Origin of the sequence: Rhizobium sp. P32RR-XVIII, from assembly GCF_012641395.1 — a bacterium.
Lineage (GTDB): Bacteria > Pseudomonadota > Alphaproteobacteria > Rhizobiales > Rhizobiaceae > Rhizobium.
The window spans coordinates 1-18,012 of the sequence record NZ_JABAIH010000040.1; the positions used below are offsets into that span (position 1 = coordinate 1).

An 18,012-nucleotide genomic window follows, 5' to 3' on the forward strand; every position below is an offset into this window, starting at 1 on the left:
GCATCTTGCAGGCCATAAGATGTAGGTTGGCAGCATGGCCAACCGCCGGCTGTGTCTGATGTGGGACAATTTCCGCGCCGTGCGCGTAGGCGATAGCCATGCACTTCATCAGGCCGGTGATGCCGCCCATTTTTATCGGATCGCATTGGATGACCCGAACGCCGGACTTGATGAGCTCAACAACGCCCTGGAGGGTATAAGTCTGCTCCCCTGCCGTCACCAGGATGTCCAGCCGGCGGGCTACCTCTCCCATGGACTCGACGTGGTAGTGTTGAACCGGTTCCTCGAACCACGAATAGCCGAGGTCTTCCAAGGTTCGACCGACCTTGACCGCGCCGGCGACCGAATAGCCGTTGTTCGCATCGAACCCGAGAGGGAACTGGTCACCGACAAGCTTCCTGACAGCCTTCGCCTTGGCGATATCATTGGCGATGTCGGCATCAATGCAGGTGCGGTCGCCATCGAAGCGAATCTTCAAGGCGGACGGCGTGTCGCGCGTCAGTCGTTTCTCCACCTCGCGCACCACCTCGTCCACCGTGCGATGGGCGTTTTGACCGAGAGAGGTGTAGAACGGGATCTCCGTCCGCCATGCCCCGCCCAACAGTTGGTAGACCGGCTGATTGAATATCTTGCCTTTGATGTCCCAAAGGGCGATGTCGATGGCGGCGAGTGCGCTCGTTAAGTTCCCCTCGGGCCCCATCTTGATGTAGCGATGCAGCAGCCTGTCCGTCAGTACGGCGTAATCCAACGGGTTCTTGCCTACCAGCTCCTGGGCAAGCGTGTTGGCAATGATACCCAGGACATGCATGCCACCGTGCATCGGGGTGCATTCACCATAGCCAGTGACGCCGTCGTCCGTTACGATTTTTACGAAGCTGGTGCGCTTGGCAGGCGTATCGTCATCCCAGGCTAGTTGAAACGCTTCTACTTCAGCAATTCGCATTATTTCCTCCCTCACCAACTTGCTGCGATGTACTTGGTCTCACAGAATTCAAGGATCCCGTGATGAGCCCCTTCGCGTCCGAGACCACTTTGTTTAGTGCCGCCAAACGGCGCCGCGGGGTCCGAAACGAGACCGCGGTTCAATCCAACCATGCCGCTATCCATGCGCTCAGACACACGCAGACCGCGGGCAAGATCCTTGGTGTAGACATACGAGATCAGCCCATATTCAGTGCCGTTTGCGAGTTCGACCACTTCGTCTTCCGTGGTGAAGGTTGTGATCGCGGCAACAGGGCCGAATATTTCCTCCGATGAGATTTCCGAGTCCGATGGAACATCCGAAAGAACAGTCGGAGCGAAGTAAAAGCCTTGGCGCTCGAGCGGACCGCCGCCGGTAAGCACTATTGCGCCCCTCGCCTTAGCATCCCCAACGAGACCAGCAATTCTCTCGACCGCTTTCGGATTGATCAGCGGCCCGCATTGGGCGCTCGCGTCGTAACCGACTGCGACCTTCATCGAACCCATGCGCTCGGCCAGGCGTCTCGAAAACTCCTTCGCGATGCCGGACTGCACATAGAAACGGTTGGCGGCGGTGCAGGCCTCGCCACCGTTGCGCATCTTGGCGATCATGGCGCCTTCGATCGCCGCATCGAGGTCAGCGTCGTCGAAAACAATGAAAGGCGCATTTCCGCCAAGCTCCATCGAGCATGACACAACCGTGTTGGCAGCTTCACGCAGAAGAACCCGACCGACTTCGGTGGAGCCCGTAAAGGAGAGTTTGCGGACGCGCGCGTCGTTCAACATGGAACTTACGGCAGGCCCTGACTTCGATGTGGTGATGACGTTGACGACACCAGCCGGCACGCCAGCCTCAGCGTATAGGTTGGCAAGGACAAGGGCCGTTAGCGGCGTTTCGGTGGCGGGTTTCAGGACGCAGGTGCATCCTGCGGCGAGTGCCGGGGCGATCTTACGAGTGGCCATCGCAGCCGGGAAGTTCCAAGGCGTGACGAGCACCGAAACGCCGATTGGCTGATGCTCAACGATGATTTTGTTGGCGCCACTCGGAGCCGTGGAAATTTCGCCGTTAAGGCGAACCGCCTCCTCGGAAAACCATCGGAAGAACTCTGCGGCATAGCCGACCTCACCATGGGCATCGCTGAGCGTCTTGCCGTTTTCAAGACTGATGAGTTCTGCCAGCATAGCCTTGCGTTCAATCATCAGTTCGAAACAGCGACGCAGGATGTCCGAGCGCTTGCGAGGTGCTGTTGCGGCCCATCCCTTGGCGGCTTTGTGGGCGGCAGCCACCGCCTCAATGGCATTCTGGACAGTCGCATCAGCTACGGCGACAATGACATCGCCGGTCGATGGATCGAGCACGTCGATCGTCTTCCCCTCCCCTCCAGAGCGCCACTGGCCGTCAATAAAGAGGCCGGTCGGAAGCGAGGCGATGTCGAAGCTCACCATCGGAGACATTTTTGCAGCAACGTTCATTTCAGCTAGCCTTTCTTTGATCAGCACTGGCCTTGAGAGCCGACCTGTCTCCGGCGAAGGCCGCGCCGACAAGCGTCTTCATGGCCGCCACATCCAAAGGACGCGGGTTGTTCTTGATGAGACGGGCAATTCCGAGCGACTGCGTAACGATTGCTGGAAGCTGGTCACCCGTGATCCCGAGATCTTTTAGGGAGGACGGAATACCGACGGCCGCGAAGAGATCAGCAACTGCGTCAATCGTTGCATCGGCAGCGAGTTCCGCCGGTCCTTCCGGCAGCGAAATTCCCAATGCGCGGCCGACCTCGACGAGCTCGGGAGCGCACCAGTCGCGATTGATCTGCATGACATAAGGCATCATCAGCGCGACACCGGTGCCATGCGGCGTATGGGTCATTGCGCCGACTGGATACTGTACGGCATGAGCGGCAGCCGTTCCGGCGGTGCCGAACGCAAGACCGGCGGACATTGCGCCGAACATCAGGCGCTCGCGGGCCACGATGTCGTTGCCGTTTTCGAAGGCAGCCCGCAGGCTCGCGCCGATATGTTGTATCGCCAGCAGGGCGTAGTGATCGCTGAAGGCATTCTTTCCGAGAAAAACGTGCTCATGGACGAGGTCAGCCCCAGGCTCGCGTCTGGCTGTGGTGAAGGCTTCAATGGCATGCGTCAGCGCGTCCGCGCCAGAAACAGCGGTCAGAGAAGGCGGGCAGGTGAATGTGAGCTCGGGGTCGCAAATAGCGGTATCCGAAATAAGATACGGGCTCGCGATGCCGATTTTCAAAGCCCTGTCCGGATCGGTCAGAACGGCTACTGGTGTCACTTCCGACCCGGTGCCCGATGTCGTCGGGATTGAGATCAGAGGCAGGGTTGGCCCCGGCACCATGAACTCACCATAGTAATCAGACGCTTTTCCGCCGTGAGCCAGAAGCAGTGAGATCACCTTTGCAGCATCAAGGCAACTACCGCCACCGATGCCGATCACGAAGTCCGCACCGAAGGACTCCCCGTCCGCTACCCCTGCCGCGATGCATTCGACCGGTAGCTCCGCGACAACGCCGGCGAAGACTTTGACCGTGATGCCCGCCGCGGCAACTGCGTCGATAAGGTCTCTGAATGTCCTATCCGCTGCGAGACGCTCATCTGTGACAACAAGTGCCCTTTGCCCCATGCGCGATGCGAACTTCGGCAAGGAACTGCGCTGGCCACTGCCGAACACAATGTTCCTCGGTGTGCGAATTGCCCCGAATAATGTCACCGAAACTCCTCCCACTAATTCAATCAGGCTGCTGCCGGCACACCGGCGAGCCGCAATAGACTTTCGTAAATTTCACTGACGACCGGGATTCCCTCCCGTAAACGGCGATCACGACAGGCTCGGCCCCGCTCGCCTGGGATCAAAACAGCATCGAACCCCTCGGCAGGTTCCATGCCTCGGATGGCTTGCAGATAGGACTCGAGTTCGCGGCGCGGTCCCGGCATCACGATGAAGAGGTCACCTTTGTTGCAAATGTTCGTGTCGTCGAGCGTCCCTCGAACGTCGCGACCGATAGCGGATGCGGCGAGCCCGCTTACCAGCAGCTCAAACGCGAGACCGAGCGCGTATCCCTTCGCTTGGCCAAAAGGCGCGATCGCTCCATTTTTCGCGGCTTCGGCGTCCGTCGTGGGATTGCCGTTACCGTCCAGAGCCCAGTGAGCGGGAATTTTTGCCTTTCGATTGGCATGATCGTGGATCTCTCCCATGGAGACCACACTCGTCGCAGTATCCATGACGAACGGACCGTTCACTGAAGGGACGCCTATCGCGATCGGATTTGTGCCAATCATCGCCTTGCGAGAGCCCCAGGGATGAACGAGTGCCTCGCTCGTCGACAACGCGACTATCGAGTATCCCTTCGACGCGACGTACTCAGCGTACCAGGCGAGCATACCGATGTGATTTGAATTGGTGACTGCCGCGGCGGCGATACCCGTGCCGGCCGCCCGCTCCAACAGGGCATCGATTGCGCTCTTCGCAACGACCGGGCCAAGTCCTCGTTTCCCGTCAACAACCAGAAACGCGCTTGAGGCCCATTCGTGTTGCCCCGTCGCACGGGCGTTGGAAACCCCGTTGACAACCCTTGAGATGATGCGTGGAAGCCGAAGCACCCCATGCGATGAGACCCCGCGCAGCTCCGCCTCAAGCAATACTTCCGCCTGTAACGAGGCATGCTCAACGGGAGCGCCAACGCGCACCAGGGCCGCTTCGGCAAGGCTTCTGAGAATTTTTGCTTCAACCACTTTCACGATATCAAATCCTATCGGATATTCGATTGATGTCTTCGAAGTTAATTGATATAACGACGACGTCAAGACAAAATTTTCGATGGACCACCAAATGAAGAGCAATCAAGAGATCGAAACAGAGCTGTTGCGCCGGCCTACAAGCCTCGGGAACGACGTGTACGAAGCGCTCTACGCGCAGCTGATGTCCCTGAAAATTCCGCCGGGCGGGCGTATTTCGGTCGATGGGCTCGTCCGATCGCTTGGCGTGTCGCAAACACCGATCAGAGAAGCGCTCTCACGGCTCGAGGCCCAAGGACTTGTCGTGAAAACGCACCTAATCGGGTACAGCGCCGCTGAGCAATTGGACCGCGACCGACTCAATCAGCTCTATGAATTGAGACTGCTACTCGAACCCTTTGCCGCAGGTCGCCTCGCGCGGAGACGTGACGCCCAGGCAATCAGCGAGCTACGCGCCCTGGACCAGGAAATGCGAAGAGAAGACAAAGCTCAGTCTCGCGCCGCATATGGTGAGTTTGCGAAACGTGACGCCGAGTTTCACAACTTCATCGCAAGGCCCTGCGGCAACGAACTGGTTCACGAGAGCTTGCAGCGCCTCCACACACACGTCCACTTGTTCCGCTTGTACTTCCATGCGAGGGCCACGACGGACGCAAATCGTGAGCACGCAGAGATCGTCTCAGCAATCGAAGACGGCGATTCGGTTCGAGCTGAAGAAGCGATGCGAATCCATATCGAGCGCTCAAAAGCTCGGTTCGAAGATGCCTTCGAAGACAGCGGCGCAATGAAGTGACAAGACGGAAGTCATGAGGATCGAAACGGCGGCATTGGCTAGGGGGTGGGTTCGTGATGGCGCGGCAACCAGCCTTGATTGGTCGGGAGGTTGTCTTTTCTTGAAGCGGAGCCCAGGACCGGCAATGTTACGTCGGCCCACAACAGGGAAGTCATTTATGCGTGCCGTGCCTTGCTATTCCAGCGGTAGTCCTGGACGAGTCCGAGCATCGGGGCAGCTAACCGGAATGCTCCGCTAAGCTTCGATATGGAACGCCGCCGGACTTCCGAGCGAGAAGGGTCGTCGATTCTTTCGCCCTCAAGGTGCATGTCATTCTCCGGTGTGCGGACGGAACGTCGCGCTTCGTCATTCGACGCGTGAGCAAATTCCAGCAGCCTTCGCTCAGGTCGCCGAGGCTGTTCAATCGTACTGACATACGATCGAAGGACAGTCATCCCGCCGGAATCGTCGAAGCCTAGGATTGATAGGTCGTTGGGGAACGCGAGTTCCGCCGCCGGATCGCTTTCGCAGCGCCGAGCGTGGCGACAGGTTTTCCGGCGGAGAGCTCGTTGATGACGCTCAGTTCCTGATAGATGATGGATATTCCGGCCGCGTCGGCATCGGCCGGGGTCGTTCGCGGAAGGCCCATGCCCTCCGTCGCTACAGTCCGTTCGGGCAACATTTGCTGATATCGATTTGCAGGCGGACGCGTTGCTCAAGCCGCACTTTTCGCGTCAGACGACTTGCTCAACGGACGTCTTCTGAAGCGGTACTTCAAGACCGTAACGTTCTGAACGCGGTCCTGATTTCTTCACTGAAGAGTTCGGGTTCCTCCCAAGCGGCGAAGTGTCCGCCCTTGGCAACCCGATTGTAGTAGATAAGCTCGGGATAGGCCTTGGAGAGCCATTTCTTCGGCGGCTTGTAGACTTCGCCTGGAAACACCGTGACTGCAACAGGCACTTTGATGGGGGTCAACTTCGCCATTGCGCCCACGTTCTCCCAATAGATCCGACCGCTCGAAGGGCCGGTGTTCGTCAGCCAATAAAGCGTGATGTTGTCGAGGATGGCGTCCCTGCCAAGGGCCTTCTCCGGATCTCCGCGTGTGAACACCCAGTCTGCGATCTTGTCGTAGAGCCACGCTGCGAGACCGACAGGCGAATCCGCAAGGCCGTACCCAATCGTCTCCGGCCGCGTGCCCATGATGGCCGCGTAGCCGAAGCCGTTGTTTAGGAAGTCGCGAGCTTCATTGAAGATCACTTTCTCTTCCCGAGACAGACTGTCGGGCGCGGGCGTGCCGTTCATCAAGGCCTGTGCGGCGTCCTGAGGGAACGTGGCCGCGCGCTCCACCCGGTTGACATGGATGCCCAGCAATCCTTGGGGCGCCTGTCGGCCAAGAGCGTCGCTGATGATCGCTCCCCAGTCGCCGCCCTGCGAGACGTAGCGCTCATAGCCGAGGCGCTTCATCAGCGTGTCCCATGCAGCGGCGATACGCCGGGGATCCCAGCCCTTGTCCGTCGGCTTTCCGGAAAAACCGAAGCCGGGGATCGAGGGGATTACCAGATGAAACGCGTCGGCCGCCTTCCCGCCGTGTGCTGTGGGATCGGTAAGCGGGCCGATGACGTTCAGCAGCTCAAAGACCGATCCCGGCCAACCGTGAGTCATAATCAACGGCAGCGCGTTTTCGTGCTTCGATCGGACGTGAATGAAGTGGATGTCGACTCCGTCAATGTTCGTGAGGAACTGCGGAAAGGAGTTGAGCTTCCTTTCCGCCTTTCGCCAGTCGTAGGACGACTGCCAGTAGTCGGCCAGTTCTCTCAGCCTCTCGGGCTGAACACCCTGAGATCGATCGGTGACCGTTTCACCATCCGGCCACCGCGTCGCGGCAAGACGTTGCCGCAGGTCAACAAGTGCGGCCTCGGGAGCTTTGGCATTGAACGGGCGGATCTCGCCGGTGCCAGCCGGAACTACGTCGACGGCGTCCGCGGCGGCAGCCGCCAACGGGACAATGGCCTCCGAAAGTCCGATCGCGACGCTGCCGAACAGCAGGGAGCGCCGGGAAATGTGCATTCTTTGAGTTGACTGCTGGACTGTCATGACATGCCTCCTTTGCGAAAGACGCCTCCGGGACTCATTTGATTGGTTCAACGAGTGCGACGCCCTTGCTGACGATCAGAATGGCCGAGCAGCGCACGCATCTTTTCGAGCGGCTCGACGTTCTCCTCGACGTTTGTGATGGCGTTCTTGTTATTTCGTCCTTCTGGTTCAGAGGTAAGATGCACATTGGACACCAGGGGCCAGTGGGGACGCATCATTCCTCGGCTCCCCTCGCTACTGAACTAACCGTCGGCGCGAGGTGTTCGGCTGTGATCGACGGGAATGTAAGCCGCCGGGCACCTTTCCGGTATTTGGAGAAAATGAGAGCCACCCTCTCATTTCGAAGCACCGTATCGTCGATCAGTCCCGCGCGTGCGCGATCGAAGCTCTTCAACCGGCGACTATTCGCAAGGGACGGGAGGCGACGGCTTCGCGCTGATCAAACCCTACCAGCGCGCCATCGTGCCAACATTCAGCGACCTTTTGCTGGGGCGGAGCCACGGCTGGGGCAAAACGGCTCGGGGTCGAAACCGAGGCAATAAATTTGTGGAAGCACTTGTCCGCTTAGGGGCTGATACCTTACCGTCGGTGGCATCTGCTGCCGAATTCCGCAAAAGGTTCGGTTTCCAACGCATCCATTAAGTGGTTCGCGCGTTCTTCGCTGGACCCACGAAAGAGGAAACCAATGTCTTTCCCACGGCCACGATCAGAAAACCCCTCGCTGCGTTTCGAGGATGCGAAGTCCGCCGTACGAAATATCCTTCAAGAACTGCTCGCGTCCGCCAACGAGGCCGGATGGGGCACTGAAGAGATCACCGTGGCCATCGTCGAGGCCGCGCAGGTTCTGAAAGAAGCCAACAACAAGGATTCCGATCCTGCCGACGATCCGTCGATCAGCAACGCCGCGACGGAACAGATCGGTCGCGGTGAACTCTACGACTGACAGCGACCTCAGGCCGACCCGCCCGGTCTGAAATCACGATCGGCTAGCCTTCTCCTACGGCGGGATGGCCCTCACGCTCCCGCGCGAGGGCGGCGCCCGCATTTCGTTTCGAAAGATTATGTGCCTTCCTCGATGGCGGAGGTCTCGCTTGCAACAGGGCGCGCTTCGAACGCCAGGGGCGTATTACCGTGATCGTCACCTTCGCGCAGGCGCAGTCCTCGAGCTTAGAGCGAATGCGTTCAGCTTCTCATCGGTCGCCTCAAACGCGTGTCAGTATGGGAGTTACCAGTTCATCCGCAGTGTAAGAATGCGACGCTGCGGATTCGTCGCCGTGAAGGCATCGCAACCCATGATAGAAAATGCCAATTCGCGAAACAAAAAGTTGACACCTCAGGCTCCGCGATGTAGTAGCGAGCATCGATACTTTGTTTGCCGATATTTGTTTTTGCTGCGCCTTGCGCTTCGTAACGAACTTCCCCTCTCAAAAGTCGAAAATACCCGCTGTGCGTCGCCCAGCGGTGATCAACGTTGCTATGAAAGGGTTTGTTATGACCGCTGGCACAGTTAAATGGTTCAATGCCACTAAAGGCTTCGGCTTCATTCAGCCCGACGACGGCAGTGCGGATGTGTTCGTTCACATCTCTGCTGTTGAGCGGGCCGGCATGAGCTCGATCGTCGAAGGACAGAAGCTGGGCTACGAGCTCGAGCGCGACCCGAAGTCGGGCAAGATGTCCGCAGGTCGTCTCCAGTCCGCCTGAGCTTAAGCCTATCATGACCGCGGATGTACCGGCATGGCGGGCACGAGTTGAAAAGGTCAGGCGTGTGCCTGGCCTTTTTTTGTAGTAAGGCCCAAACCGCGATGAATGCCCTTTTCTATTTCCGACTTGAAAATCCAACTAGGAAGACACGTTGAGACACCCGAGCGACAACGGCTTTGCCGAACGACGGAATTCCGCAGCGGAAGCCAAAAAGCAGCTTCTGGCGAAGTTTGCGTCTGCCCCGAAATCGACCGATCCCGCGATGCGGGAACGACTTGCTGCACGCGAAGCTATTGCTGCCGCCAGAGAAGCACGTCGCGCCGAACGCGAAGCATCAAAGAAGGCGGAACACGAGCGTGTTCTGATAGAAGCGGCGGCACTGGCGGCGGCTGCAGAAGCCGACGAACGGGCCGAGGCAGAAGCCCGGCAGGCCGTAATCAACGATCGCATTTCTCGGGTCATCGCCGATGAGGCGGCGCGCAAAGCGGAACGTGACCGTCGATACGCGGCGCGCAAGGCCCGCAGAGGCTGATCGAATTCATGGAAGCTAGCGTCAACATGCCCACCGATGCTGCCGAAGATGTTCGAGCATGGCTGAAGGTTCTTTCCAAATACCGCCAGCCTCGCATCGGGCGGAGTGGCTTTGAGCTTCTGGTTACGGTCGTCCCGTTCGCCGCTTTTTGGGCTTGCGCGTCCATATCTCTCTCCCAAGGTTTCTGGCTCGGACTGCTATCGGTCGTTCCGGCATCCGCGTTTCTTCTGCGGCTGTTCATGATCCAGCACGATTGCGGACACGGCTCGTTCTTCGCCCGTCGGGGTCTCGACGATTGGACGGGGCGTGCCATCGGTGTTCTGACGCTGACCCCCTATGATTACTGGCGACGGGCCCATGCCGCCCACCACGCATCAGCAGGAAATCTTGACGAGCGGGGCACGGGCGACATCACCACGCTGACGGTCGCTGAATATCGCTCCCTCCCGCGTTTAAAGCAGCTCGGCTACCGCCTCTACCGGCATCCGCTGGTGATGTTCGGCATCGGTCCCGCCTGGCTCTTCCTTTTCAAGCAGCGCTTACCCTTCGGGATGATGGGCGACGGTCCGTTGCCGTGGATCTCCACCATGGCGACCAATCTCGCGATCGCAGCCCTGGCGGTCGCCATGATATGGTCCGTCGGATTTGTCCCTTTTCTCTCGATCCACCTGCCGATCGTGACGTTGGCGGGAGCGGCGGGTGTGTGGCTCTTCTACGTTCAGCACCAGTTCGAGGAAACTCATTGGTCGAAAGGCAACGAGTGGCGGTTTGCCGAAGCTGCACTTCACGGCGCGTCCCACTACGATCTGCCGCTAGTGCTCAGGTGGATCACCGGCAATATCGGCATCCACCACGTTCATCACCTGTCGAGCAGGATCCCGTACTACCGGCTTCCTGAAGTATTGCGAGACCACCCTCAACTGGCAGACATCGGCCGCATAACATTATGGGAGAGCCTGCGCTGTGTCAGGCTCGTGCTCTGGGATGAAACCAAGGAGAAGCTGATATCCTTCCGGGAAGCAGCGAACGCTTGATTCACGAAATCTGAGCAGACCGCCAATGCAAATCGCAGTGCGTCAAACTAATCATACCTCAAGGACCGAACATTGCAGACGATCACGCTTACGCCGACCCAAATCAGGGGCCTGAAACTCGCCAAGGATGGAGATCTGTTTCCCCAGGATGCCAAGAAATGGACCCATCTGAACGCCACCGTCACCTATGCGAAGACAGACAGGTTTAAGGAACGACCGCGGAAGGTCAAATTTTTGACCACTGCGACTTTAGAAGAGTTGAAAGAATTCGGCTTTCTGCGAAGCCTCAACCCGGATTCCACGGATCAAGAAAACGGTCATGGTATTACGATGGCGGGTAAAATCTGGCTTCTGAAGAACATCTAGCCGTATCCCGCTGTGGGCTGCCAATGGCCGCCGTTATGAATACGCGACAGAACGCGCCCAGCTGTGCCCCGCTGCACATTTTGCCGGCCGGAACAGTGCTCATCTGAAGCAACCAGTGCCCGCCAAACGGCGGGCAATGCTTCTTGTAGCGATCTGCAGGGCGTCCATTACTGCGCCTTCGTGGCGACCTACGGACCGCGCAGGTTATTGCTGCGACGGCGCCGGATTTCCCATCTTCTCTTGAACCTTCTTGGCCAAAGCGGGGTCGTTCTGCGCAGCCTTCAGAATCGATGTGTACTCCTCGACAGACATGTCCGGAGAGGCTTCAACGGCCTTAACCATCTGCTCGCTGGCTTCGGTCTGCAGCTTTTGCTTCGCCCCTTCGTCCGACATCGCCCCGATTTTGGCCGAATATTCCTGCCTGACCTTGTCGACTTGCAGATAGGCAACGGCGAAGGCCTCGAGTTTCTGATCGCTGACGGCCGCAGCCGCACCATTGCCATCCGCCTGCCCTTGCATCGGCTGCTTCTGTTGTGCCTGGGCCACTTCCGATGCGGACGCCGGACTGAAAATCATCAAACTGAAGACCGCAGCGGTCAACGTTGCAAGGGGTGTATAACGAGTGATCATATTCATTCCTCTGTAACGTGATTTGATCGGCAGCAAGACCGCCTTGATCGATCACTCAGCCATTGGAAGGCCGAGTGAGGTGGCGACGATGGGATGTTTAAGAGTGTTTCGTGCGGCAGTACCGCGGCCATTTGCTGACGATTGAGCGGCGGCTTTGTGGTCGTCGATATGCCAGCAGGCGCGTCCCATTGCGGCGCGGCACTATCGCCGCGGCCGTACTGAAGGATGAGGTGCGTAGGCTCCGTATGCGCCGACTGATTGTTTGCTCCTGGCTGACAGCCGGCGCGGAGTGCGCGCCGGCCCGGAGTGCTACAGTGCTACGCCTTCACGAAGGCCAGGAAGTCAGGGTTCACGACATCGGCATGGGTGGTGCACATGCCGTGCGGGAAGTTCTTGTAGATCTTGAGGGTGCTGTTCTTGAGCAGCTTGGCGGAGAGCGGAGCTGAATCCGCGATCGGCACGATCTGATCGTCGTCGCCGTGCATAACCAGGGTGGGCACGTCGATGATTTTGAGGTCCTCGGTGAAGTCGGTCTCCGAAAACGCCTTGATGCCGGCATAGTGGGCATTGGCGGCACCCATCATGCCCTGCCGCCACCAGTTCTGGATGACCGCAGGAATTGGCGTCGCTCCAGGCCGGTTAAAGCTATAGAAGGGACCTGTGGGCAGATCGACATAGAACTGTGAGCGGTTAGCGGCGAGCGCGCTGCGAAGACCATCGAACACCTCGATCGGCAAGCCGCCTGGATTCTTCTCGCTTTTGACCATAATGGGCGGCACCGCCCCGATGATGATCAACTTGGCGACGCGACCGGCCGGCTGCCCGTGACGGGCGACATAATGCGTCGCCTCCCCTCCACCCGTCGAATGGCCAATGTGGATCGCATTGCGCAAATCGAGGTGTTCGACGAGGGCGGCTACGTCCGCAGCGTAGTGGTCCATGTCGTGGCCGTCGCTGACCTGTGCCGAGCGCCCATGGCCACGCCGGTCATGCGCGATGACACGATAGCCGTTCTGAAGGAAGAAGAGCATCTGGTTGTCCCAATCGTCCGCGCTCAGCGGCCAGCCATGATGGAAGACAATCGGCTGGGCATCCTGCGGTCCCCAGTCCTTGTAGAAGATTTCGACGCCATCGCGTGTGGTGACTGTGGCCATTGTTTGAATCCTTTCGGAGGTAGTTGCGGTTGATTGGGCGACGGCAGAGAAGCTTGGAAGCATTGTCAATGCCGCCACTCCGAGACCGAACGCGAGAAGATCGCGTCGGACCGGATCAGGCGGTTCATGTGAAATCGTCTCTGTCATTAACAGCGTTGAACTGGCCAACGAGCCCGAATCTGCTGACCGGTTCTGCATCGGCGAATTCATCCTCGTCTTATTTGTTGATAGAACAAAGGCAGTATCGGCGATAGAGTTGGGATCATCCATCTACATGCGTCCAGGAATCTGTCGTGACCGTCCAAAACGCGCCGAACGATGCCCTGTCAGATGTGCTGCGCCTCGTCGATGCGCAGGCCATTGCATCCATGACGCTGACCGCCGGAGGGGATTGGGCAATTCGCTTCGCGGAGCCGGATTACATCAAGTTCTACGCTGTTCGTCGCGGTTCATTTTGGCTCATCCCGAGAGACGGCGGCCCGCCGCAACGGCTCACGGAAGGCGACTGCTTCGTCGCTGTTCGCGGAGAATTTATACTTGCGAGTTCGCTGGAGGGGCGATCGGTTCCTGCTGCCGAAGTCTTCAGTGACTTCGATCAAGGCGCTCATTGCGGCGAAGGCGAGGACATGCGTCTGATCGGTGGAAGTGTCCGCTTCGACACCGCCAACGGAACTATCCTGACGAATGTCTTACCACCCATCATTCTGATTTCCGGCGAAGCTGCAGCCGCAATTCATTGGTTGTTGGAACAACTGGATAGAGAATGGCGGCGCGCTGGGCCAGGCGCGCGCCTTGCCTGCAATGATCTGCTGCGGCTCATGTTCATCCATGCGCTCCGGACCTATATCGCCGAGTTGCCGCCCATGAGCGGCAACTGGCTGGCTGCGCTTTCTGACCCTTGTGTCGGCAAGGCCTTTGAAGCGATTCATGCCAATCCGGTTCGCAATTGGACGCTGGCTGAGCTTGCTAAGCTCGCGTTCCAGTCGAGATCTGCTTTCGCCGGTCATTTTAAGGCGACTGTCGGTGTCTCACCGATGTACTACCTCGCACGGTGGCGGATGCACCTCGCCGCCGCGCGGCTCCGCCGCGGCCGTGAGCCGATATCCTCCATAGCCGCTTCCCTGGGTTATGTTTCCGATAGCGCTTTCAGCGCCACCTTTCGGCGAATTATGGGCGTTTCTCCGACGCAATATCGAGCGGAGCATGCCCGCCTGTTCACGATGCCGCCGAGAGATGCCCTCCCGCGGGAAGGCTCCGTTCGAGAGCCGCGGCCCGGGTATAGAAACGACTGCTGCGGAGATTTTTGAAACCGCGAGAGACGTCCGCTTCCCAGGCCCCACCGGGGTTTTCAGTCGACCCTTAGCGCGAGCCCGGCTGGCGATTGGCCGCTGATGGGGCTCGCCACGCTCTTGGCGCTGGTCGTCGTTATCGGGAGCTTTGCAAAGCTGTTCGGCGTCTCCTAAAAGCGCACGTAAGCTGCTGCGGAAGTAATGCAAAACTTTGGTCCGATGTAACAGCGGACCAAAGCCCCAAGGCGGAACGCTTGATGGAAATACTCGTTGGGAAGCTAAGAAACAATGGAATCCCGCCATGGCCGATAGAAATCCCACAACTTCCCGTTTCACCTTCTGGAACGCATCGGTCCTTGCTTTGGGGATCGTACTCGCCGCCATGCTCTACGTCTTCGGAATAGCGATGTCCGGCGACACAACGGAGTTGACCGCAAGCGTCCATGGCGCAGACGTCATGGATACACGGGACGTCCCAAACTGACGCTCTATGGTGAAGTGCCGCCGCCCGCAAAACCTTGATATTCAGCGGCCACCGAGTTGCAGGACGCGCCGTCCCAGCCATCCGTCGCGTGAGCTTTGGCTGCGCTGAGGGACCAGCGTGCTAGCGTTGAGGGGAGTGACGCTTACCGCTCCCACCCCTCATCAAATGGAAACCGCTCCGCCCAGAATTCCTTGAGACGCGGGTCGGCATCGACCCGGCGGACGATTTCGGCCATCTTCGGCGCGCTCTTATAAAAGCGCGTGCGCCAGGGGCCGAAGCGCGAGATCACCGTCACGTAGAGATCCAGCGCCGAAAGCTCGTCGCCGAGGATGTAGCGGCCAGGCGTGATCTGCTCGTCCATCATGCGCCAGCAATCGGCGATCCGGTCGTGTAGCCGATCGATCACGCGCGGCCCGTCTTCTTTGCTCGTGGCGATGCGCATGGGATCGTCCTTGATCCAGGCGAACGCGTAGATGGCCGCCGACACGTAGGTCATCCAGCGTAGATATTGCGCGCGCTCGGGGTCGTTGGGTCCTGGCGCCAGCCGTGCATGTGGATAGAGATCAGCCAAATAGATCAGGATCGCAGCACTTTCGGTCATGATCTCGCCGGACGGCAGCACCAGCACCGGGACTTGGCGCAACGGATTGACCATCTCGACCCGCTTGCGCGCCGCTTCGTCCTCCCAAGTGACCGCCTCGATCACCTCGTGGGGAATTGCGAGAAGCGTCAGCATGGCCTCGATCGGAATTGAGCCTGATCCGACCGCGCCGAATATCTTGAGCATGGGCGCCTCCCAGCTAATCCTTCCCTCAAGCTCGCATCTATCCGTCTGTGGCTGCGCGCTTTACGAGTCCAAGCCCTAGTCAGCTATCGTGCTAAGATTTGGCCTTAAGAATAACGTCTGACAATCTGATCTCGGAGTCTAGTCTGGATGGGAGATACCCAGTGCGGAGGCTATCATCGCTGCGGTTACCAGCATCAACAAATATTCATCAGCGGCCCGAATTGAGTGCTCGCTTCCACCCGCAACTCCCACTTCGTTCCAACGTCCCTGCGCGCTATCGGGATGAACGACTATCGCTACCAGACGATCGTCCCGCCCCCTTCAGACTGAAGTCCAAGCGTGGAACCGTTTCCGCATCTCCTTCGTTGATCCTCCAACTACAACGTGCGGAAAGAACAATGAAAAGCTTCTGATTGTCACCGTGACAGCACGTGTTTGACAAATCGGATATTTGGATGGAGATGAACATGAGAAAGCTCGTAATCGCAGCCGTCATTGCGCTTACTGGATTGACGGGTACCGCAGCTCCAACGCTCGCCGAGACCGTTTTCCGGGTTGGACCAAGCGGGGTCTATGTCGGTCCCGGCTATCACAGCCCCCGCGTTACCATCACCGCTATTATCGCGACCGTTACCGGCCGCAGAATGCATCCTGCCACACAAAGAAGGAACGATATTATAGCGAACGTCAGGACAGATGGGTCACGAGGTCGACCCGTGTTTGCTATCAGTAGAACTGCTCGTCCGTTGCAGCGCGGTTGAAGGATCCGCCACTGCGGCGAATAGAATTGCGCTATCGCCCTGTGACGACCAGGGCGATGCGCTTTTTGGCAAAATTGATGCTGATGACCCTACCTCCAATGCCGATCACCGTGAGCGCGCCGATGCCTTCCTCTTCCAACGCGTCACGTCTTCGGTCACCGGATGCCCCTTAAGAGGGACGCCGTAAAGAGATGAACCGGCGCCCATCAGTTTTCCGACATTTCTGCAACGCTCGCTCTTGAAGGGACACGAACCGCAAGCCTATGAATTCGATTCCGGTGCATAACGAACAATTATGGAACGAACGAGCCATTTGTTTTTGTTGCCGTTTCGGCGCTCAACCCTTTGGGTAACGCCCTCGTAACCCCGGACGACCGCAAATCGATGTTATGTTTATCGATTAATTTTGGCGCGCGAAGTCACTTTAAAATAGCATCTTCGATGGTCGTGCACGGTCTACAGAGCCGGATTCCAGTAAACTTGTTGGCGACGCCCATGCCTTAACGGTCCATATGATCGTCCCTCCCACGGACAAGCGGTTATGACCTTTCCGCAAAAAAAGGTATAACTACGCTAAACACGTCCCCAGATGTGTTCCTTTACGTGCCGGGCCGCTAGTAGTTTAGTTGCGCGTGCCCACACCCAGCAGAGATCGTAGCCTTGAACGATCGGCGGGCTTCCCAGCGGCCGGCCTATCGAGACAGATCGGTCTTGGTGCGGTCATTGCCTTCTGCAGGCGGCGATTATCCGACGCCCCTCCTTGTCGAAAAAATGTAAATCTTCAAGATCTGCCGCTATCGAAAGGCGTTCATCAATCGAGATCGGCGAGCGGCCGGGGACGCGGAAAACGATGTCCTGTTTATTTGGCAGCGTGCCGTGAACGTAGCTTTCGGCGCCAACGAGTTCGACCGCACTCACGTGGACTTCGGCGGTGAAATCGGCTTGCCGCTCAGTTTTGGCGAGCCGAAAGTTTTCCGGCCGGATCCCGATCGTTGCAGTAGTTGGTGGGGCCGAAATCGCTGCAGGCATGGTGGAGTTGCTGGCGATTTCCAGAAGATTCATAGATGGCGAACCGATGAAGGTCGCGACGAATGTCGTCGCGGGTCTTTCGTAGAGTTCGATCGGCGTGCCGACCTGCTCAATCTGCCCGTTATTCAGGACGACAAGCCTGTCGGCGAGCGTCATGGCTTCCATCTGGTCATGGGTTACGTACACGCTTGTCGTCCCCAACGAACGTTGGAGCCGCCTGATTTCGACCCGCATCTGCACGCGCAGTTTCGCATCGAGATTGGAGAGCGGTTCGTCGAAGAGAAAGGCGGCCGGTTCGCGCACGATCGCGCGTCCCATGGCAACGCGCTGGCGCTGGCCGCCGGAGAGCTGCCGTGGCTTGCGCTCAAGGAAGGGCTCGATCTCGAGTGACCTTGCAGCCTTCAGGATGCGGCGATCGATGTCATCCTTCGGGACGTTGCGGTTCTTCAGGCCGTAAGAGAGGTTCTGGCGCACGGTCATGTGCGGATAGAGCGCGTAGTTCTGGAACACCATGGCGATGTCGCGTTCGGAGGGCTCCAACTGGTTGACCGTGCGCTCGCCGATCATGATGTCCCCCGAGGTGATGCCTTCCAACCCTGCGATCATGCGAAGCAGCGTGGACTTCCCACAGCCTGACGGGCCGACAAGAACGACAAGTTCGCCATCGCC

At 58.5% G+C, this 18,012-nt stretch carries 19 protein-coding genes; 8 read left to right on the forward strand and 11 right to left on the reverse strand.

Annotated elements, in window-relative coordinates; all coding sequences use genetic code 11:
- The 4 genes from HGP14_RS34060 to HGP14_RS34075 form a co-directional block, all read right to left on the reverse strand.
- The coding region (locus HGP14_RS34060; protein WP_168834201.1) for a mandelate racemase/muconate lactonizing enzyme family protein at positions 1-943 on the reverse strand (943 nt) is incomplete at its 3' end.
- 11 nt (positions 944-954) lie between these two features.
- Complete coding sequence (locus HGP14_RS34065) at positions 955-2,433, reverse strand: NAD-dependent succinate-semialdehyde dehydrogenase (protein WP_168834202.1); 1,479 nt, start codon at positions 2,431-2,433, stop codon at positions 955-957.
- Position 2,434: 1 nt separating this feature from the next.
- On the reverse strand, positions 2,435-3,685 hold the full coding sequence (locus HGP14_RS34070) for an iron-containing alcohol dehydrogenase (RefSeq protein WP_168834203.1): 1,251 nt from the start codon (positions 3,683-3,685) through the stop codon (positions 2,435-2,437).
- 23 nt (positions 3,686-3,708) lie between these two features.
- Positions 3,709-4,713, reverse strand: coding sequence for an Ldh family oxidoreductase (locus tag HGP14_RS34075; protein WP_168834204.1), 1,005 nt, complete (start codon positions 4,711-4,713; stop codon positions 3,709-3,711).
- 91 nt (positions 4,714-4,804) lie between these two features.
- Here HGP14_RS34075 and HGP14_RS34080 point away from each other — a divergent pair, with 91 nt between their 5' ends.
- Positions 4,805-5,503 (forward strand): GntR family transcriptional regulator, encoded by a 699-nt coding sequence (locus HGP14_RS34080; protein WP_168834205.1) that lies wholly within the window; start codon positions 4,805-4,807, stop codon positions 5,501-5,503.
- Between the two features lie 454 nt (positions 5,504-5,957).
- Here the strand turns inward: HGP14_RS34080 and HGP14_RS34085 are convergent, their stop codons facing one another.
- The 3 genes from HGP14_RS34085 to HGP14_RS34095 all read right to left on the reverse strand — a co-directional run bounded on the left by HGP14_RS34085 (position 5,958) and on the right by HGP14_RS34095 (position 7,794).
- Entirely contained in the window at positions 5,958-6,131 is a 174-nt protein-coding gene (locus tag HGP14_RS34085) for a hypothetical protein (protein ID WP_168834200.1), read from the reverse strand.
- Positions 6,132-6,256: 125 nt separating this feature from the next.
- Positions 6,257-7,576 carry an epoxide hydrolase family protein gene (locus tag HGP14_RS34090; RefSeq protein WP_168834206.1) on the reverse strand — a complete coding sequence of 440 codons (1,320 nt, stop codon included), beginning with the start codon at positions 7,574-7,576 and terminating at the stop codon, positions 6,257-6,259.
- Positions 7,577-7,623: 47 nt separating this feature from the next.
- On the reverse strand, positions 7,624-7,794 hold the full coding sequence (locus HGP14_RS34095) for a hypothetical protein (protein WP_168834207.1): 171 nt from the start codon (positions 7,792-7,794) through the stop codon (positions 7,624-7,626).
- Positions 7,795-8,261: 467 nt separating this feature from the next.
- Between HGP14_RS34095 and HGP14_RS34100 the strand changes: the two genes are divergently transcribed.
- From HGP14_RS34100 to HGP14_RS34120, 5 genes are all read left to right on the forward strand, one after another.
- Positions 8,262-8,519 (forward strand): hypothetical protein, encoded by a 258-nt coding sequence (locus tag HGP14_RS34100; protein WP_168834208.1) that lies wholly within the window; start codon positions 8,262-8,264, stop codon positions 8,517-8,519.
- A 548-nt stretch (positions 8,520-9,067) separates the two neighbouring features.
- Complete coding sequence (locus tag HGP14_RS34105; RefSeq protein WP_168834216.1) at positions 9,068-9,277, forward strand: cold-shock protein; 210 nt, start codon at positions 9,068-9,070, stop codon at positions 9,275-9,277.
- Between the two features lie 151 nt (positions 9,278-9,428).
- Positions 9,429-9,809 (forward strand): DUF6481 family protein, encoded by a 381-nt coding sequence (locus HGP14_RS34110; protein WP_168834209.1) that lies wholly within the window; start codon positions 9,429-9,431, stop codon positions 9,807-9,809.
- 8 nt (positions 9,810-9,817) lie between these two features.
- On the forward strand, positions 9,818-10,843 hold the full coding sequence (locus HGP14_RS34115) for a fatty acid desaturase (protein WP_168834210.1): 1,026 nt from the start codon (positions 9,818-9,820) through the stop codon (positions 10,841-10,843).
- Positions 10,844-10,915: 72 nt separating this feature from the next.
- Positions 10,916-11,209, forward strand: coding sequence for a hypothetical protein (locus HGP14_RS34120; protein ID WP_205927458.1), 294 nt, complete (start codon positions 10,916-10,918; stop codon positions 11,207-11,209).
- A gap of 204 nt (positions 11,210-11,413) precedes the next feature.
- Here the strand turns inward: HGP14_RS34120 and HGP14_RS34125 are convergent, their stop codons facing one another.
- Together HGP14_RS34125 and HGP14_RS34130 are read right to left on the reverse strand one after the other, a co-directional pair.
- Positions 11,414-11,845 (reverse strand): DUF4168 domain-containing protein, encoded by a 432-nt coding sequence (locus HGP14_RS34125; protein ID WP_168834218.1) that lies wholly within the window; start codon positions 11,843-11,845, stop codon positions 11,414-11,416.
- Positions 11,846-12,156: 311 nt separating this feature from the next.
- The gene (locus HGP14_RS34130; protein ID WP_168834211.1) at positions 12,157-12,993 is read right to left on the reverse strand and encodes an alpha/beta fold hydrolase; all 837 of its coding nucleotides are present in this window, start codon (positions 12,991-12,993) and stop codon (positions 12,157-12,159) included.
- A gap of 293 nt (positions 12,994-13,286) precedes the next feature.
- Here HGP14_RS34130 and HGP14_RS34135 point away from each other — a divergent pair, with 293 nt between their 5' ends.
- Both HGP14_RS34135 and HGP14_RS34140 read left to right on the forward strand, forming a co-directional pair.
- Complete coding sequence (locus tag HGP14_RS34135) at positions 13,287-14,300, forward strand: AraC family transcriptional regulator (RefSeq protein ID WP_168834212.1); 1,014 nt, start codon at positions 13,287-13,289, stop codon at positions 14,298-14,300.
- Between the two features lie 283 nt (positions 14,301-14,583).
- On the forward strand, positions 14,584-14,766 hold the full coding sequence (locus tag HGP14_RS34140; RefSeq protein ID WP_168834213.1) for a hypothetical protein: 183 nt from the start codon (positions 14,584-14,586) through the stop codon (positions 14,764-14,766).
- 142 nt (positions 14,767-14,908) lie between these two features.
- Here HGP14_RS34140 and HGP14_RS34145 read toward each other — a convergent pair whose 3' ends face one another.
- Both HGP14_RS34145 and ugpC read right to left on the reverse strand, forming a co-directional pair.
- A complete protein-coding gene (locus HGP14_RS34145; RefSeq protein ID WP_168834214.1) occupies positions 14,909-15,553 on the reverse strand; it encodes a glutathione S-transferase family protein in 645 nt (214 codons plus the stop codon).
- Positions 15,554-17,034: 1,481 nt separating this feature from the next.
- The coding region (gene ugpC / locus HGP14_RS34150) for a sn-glycerol-3-phosphate ABC transporter ATP-binding protein UgpC (RefSeq protein WP_168834215.1) at positions 17,035-18,012 on the reverse strand (978 nt) is incomplete at its 5' end.

Bases quoted from the DNA above. Each gene is read 5' to 3' on its own strand.
- HGP14_RS34065 (WP_168834202.1), bottom strand. From the start codon at position 2,433: ATGAACGTTGCTGCAAAAATGTCTCCGATGGTGAGCTTCGACATCGCC.
- HGP14_RS34080 (WP_168834205.1), top strand. From the start codon at position 4,805: ATGAAGAGCAATCAAGAGATCGAAACAGAGCTGTTGCGCCGGCCTACA.
- HGP14_RS34085 (WP_168834200.1), bottom strand. From the start codon at position 6,131: ATGGGCCTTCCGCGAACGACCCCGGCCGATGCCGACGCGGCCGGAATA.
- HGP14_RS34090 (WP_168834206.1), bottom strand. From the start codon at position 7,576: ATGACAGTCCAGCAGTCAACTCAAAGAATGCACATTTCCCGGCGCTCC.
- HGP14_RS34095 (WP_168834207.1), bottom strand. From the start codon at position 7,794: ATGATGCGTCCCCACTGGCCCCTGGTGTCCAATGTGCATCTTACCTCT.
- HGP14_RS34100 (WP_168834208.1), top strand. From the start codon at position 8,262: ATGTCTTTCCCACGGCCACGATCAGAAAACCCCTCGCTGCGTTTCGAG.
- HGP14_RS34105 (WP_168834216.1), top strand. From the start codon at position 9,068: ATGACCGCTGGCACAGTTAAATGGTTCAATGCCACTAAAGGCTTCGGC.
- HGP14_RS34115 (WP_168834210.1), top strand. From the start codon at position 9,818: ATGGAAGCTAGCGTCAACATGCCCACCGATGCTGCCGAAGATGTTCGA.
- HGP14_RS34125 (WP_168834218.1), bottom strand. From the start codon at position 11,845: ATGAATATGATCACTCGTTATACACCCCTTGCAACGTTGACCGCTGCG.
- HGP14_RS34130 (WP_168834211.1), bottom strand. From the start codon at position 12,993: ATGGCCACAGTCACCACACGCGATGGCGTCGAAATCTTCTACAAGGAC.
- HGP14_RS34140 (WP_168834213.1), top strand. From the start codon at position 14,584: ATGGCCGATAGAAATCCCACAACTTCCCGTTTCACCTTCTGGAACGCA.
- HGP14_RS34145 (WP_168834214.1), bottom strand. From the start codon at position 15,553: ATGCTCAAGATATTCGGCGCGGTCGGATCAGGCTCAATTCCGATCGAG.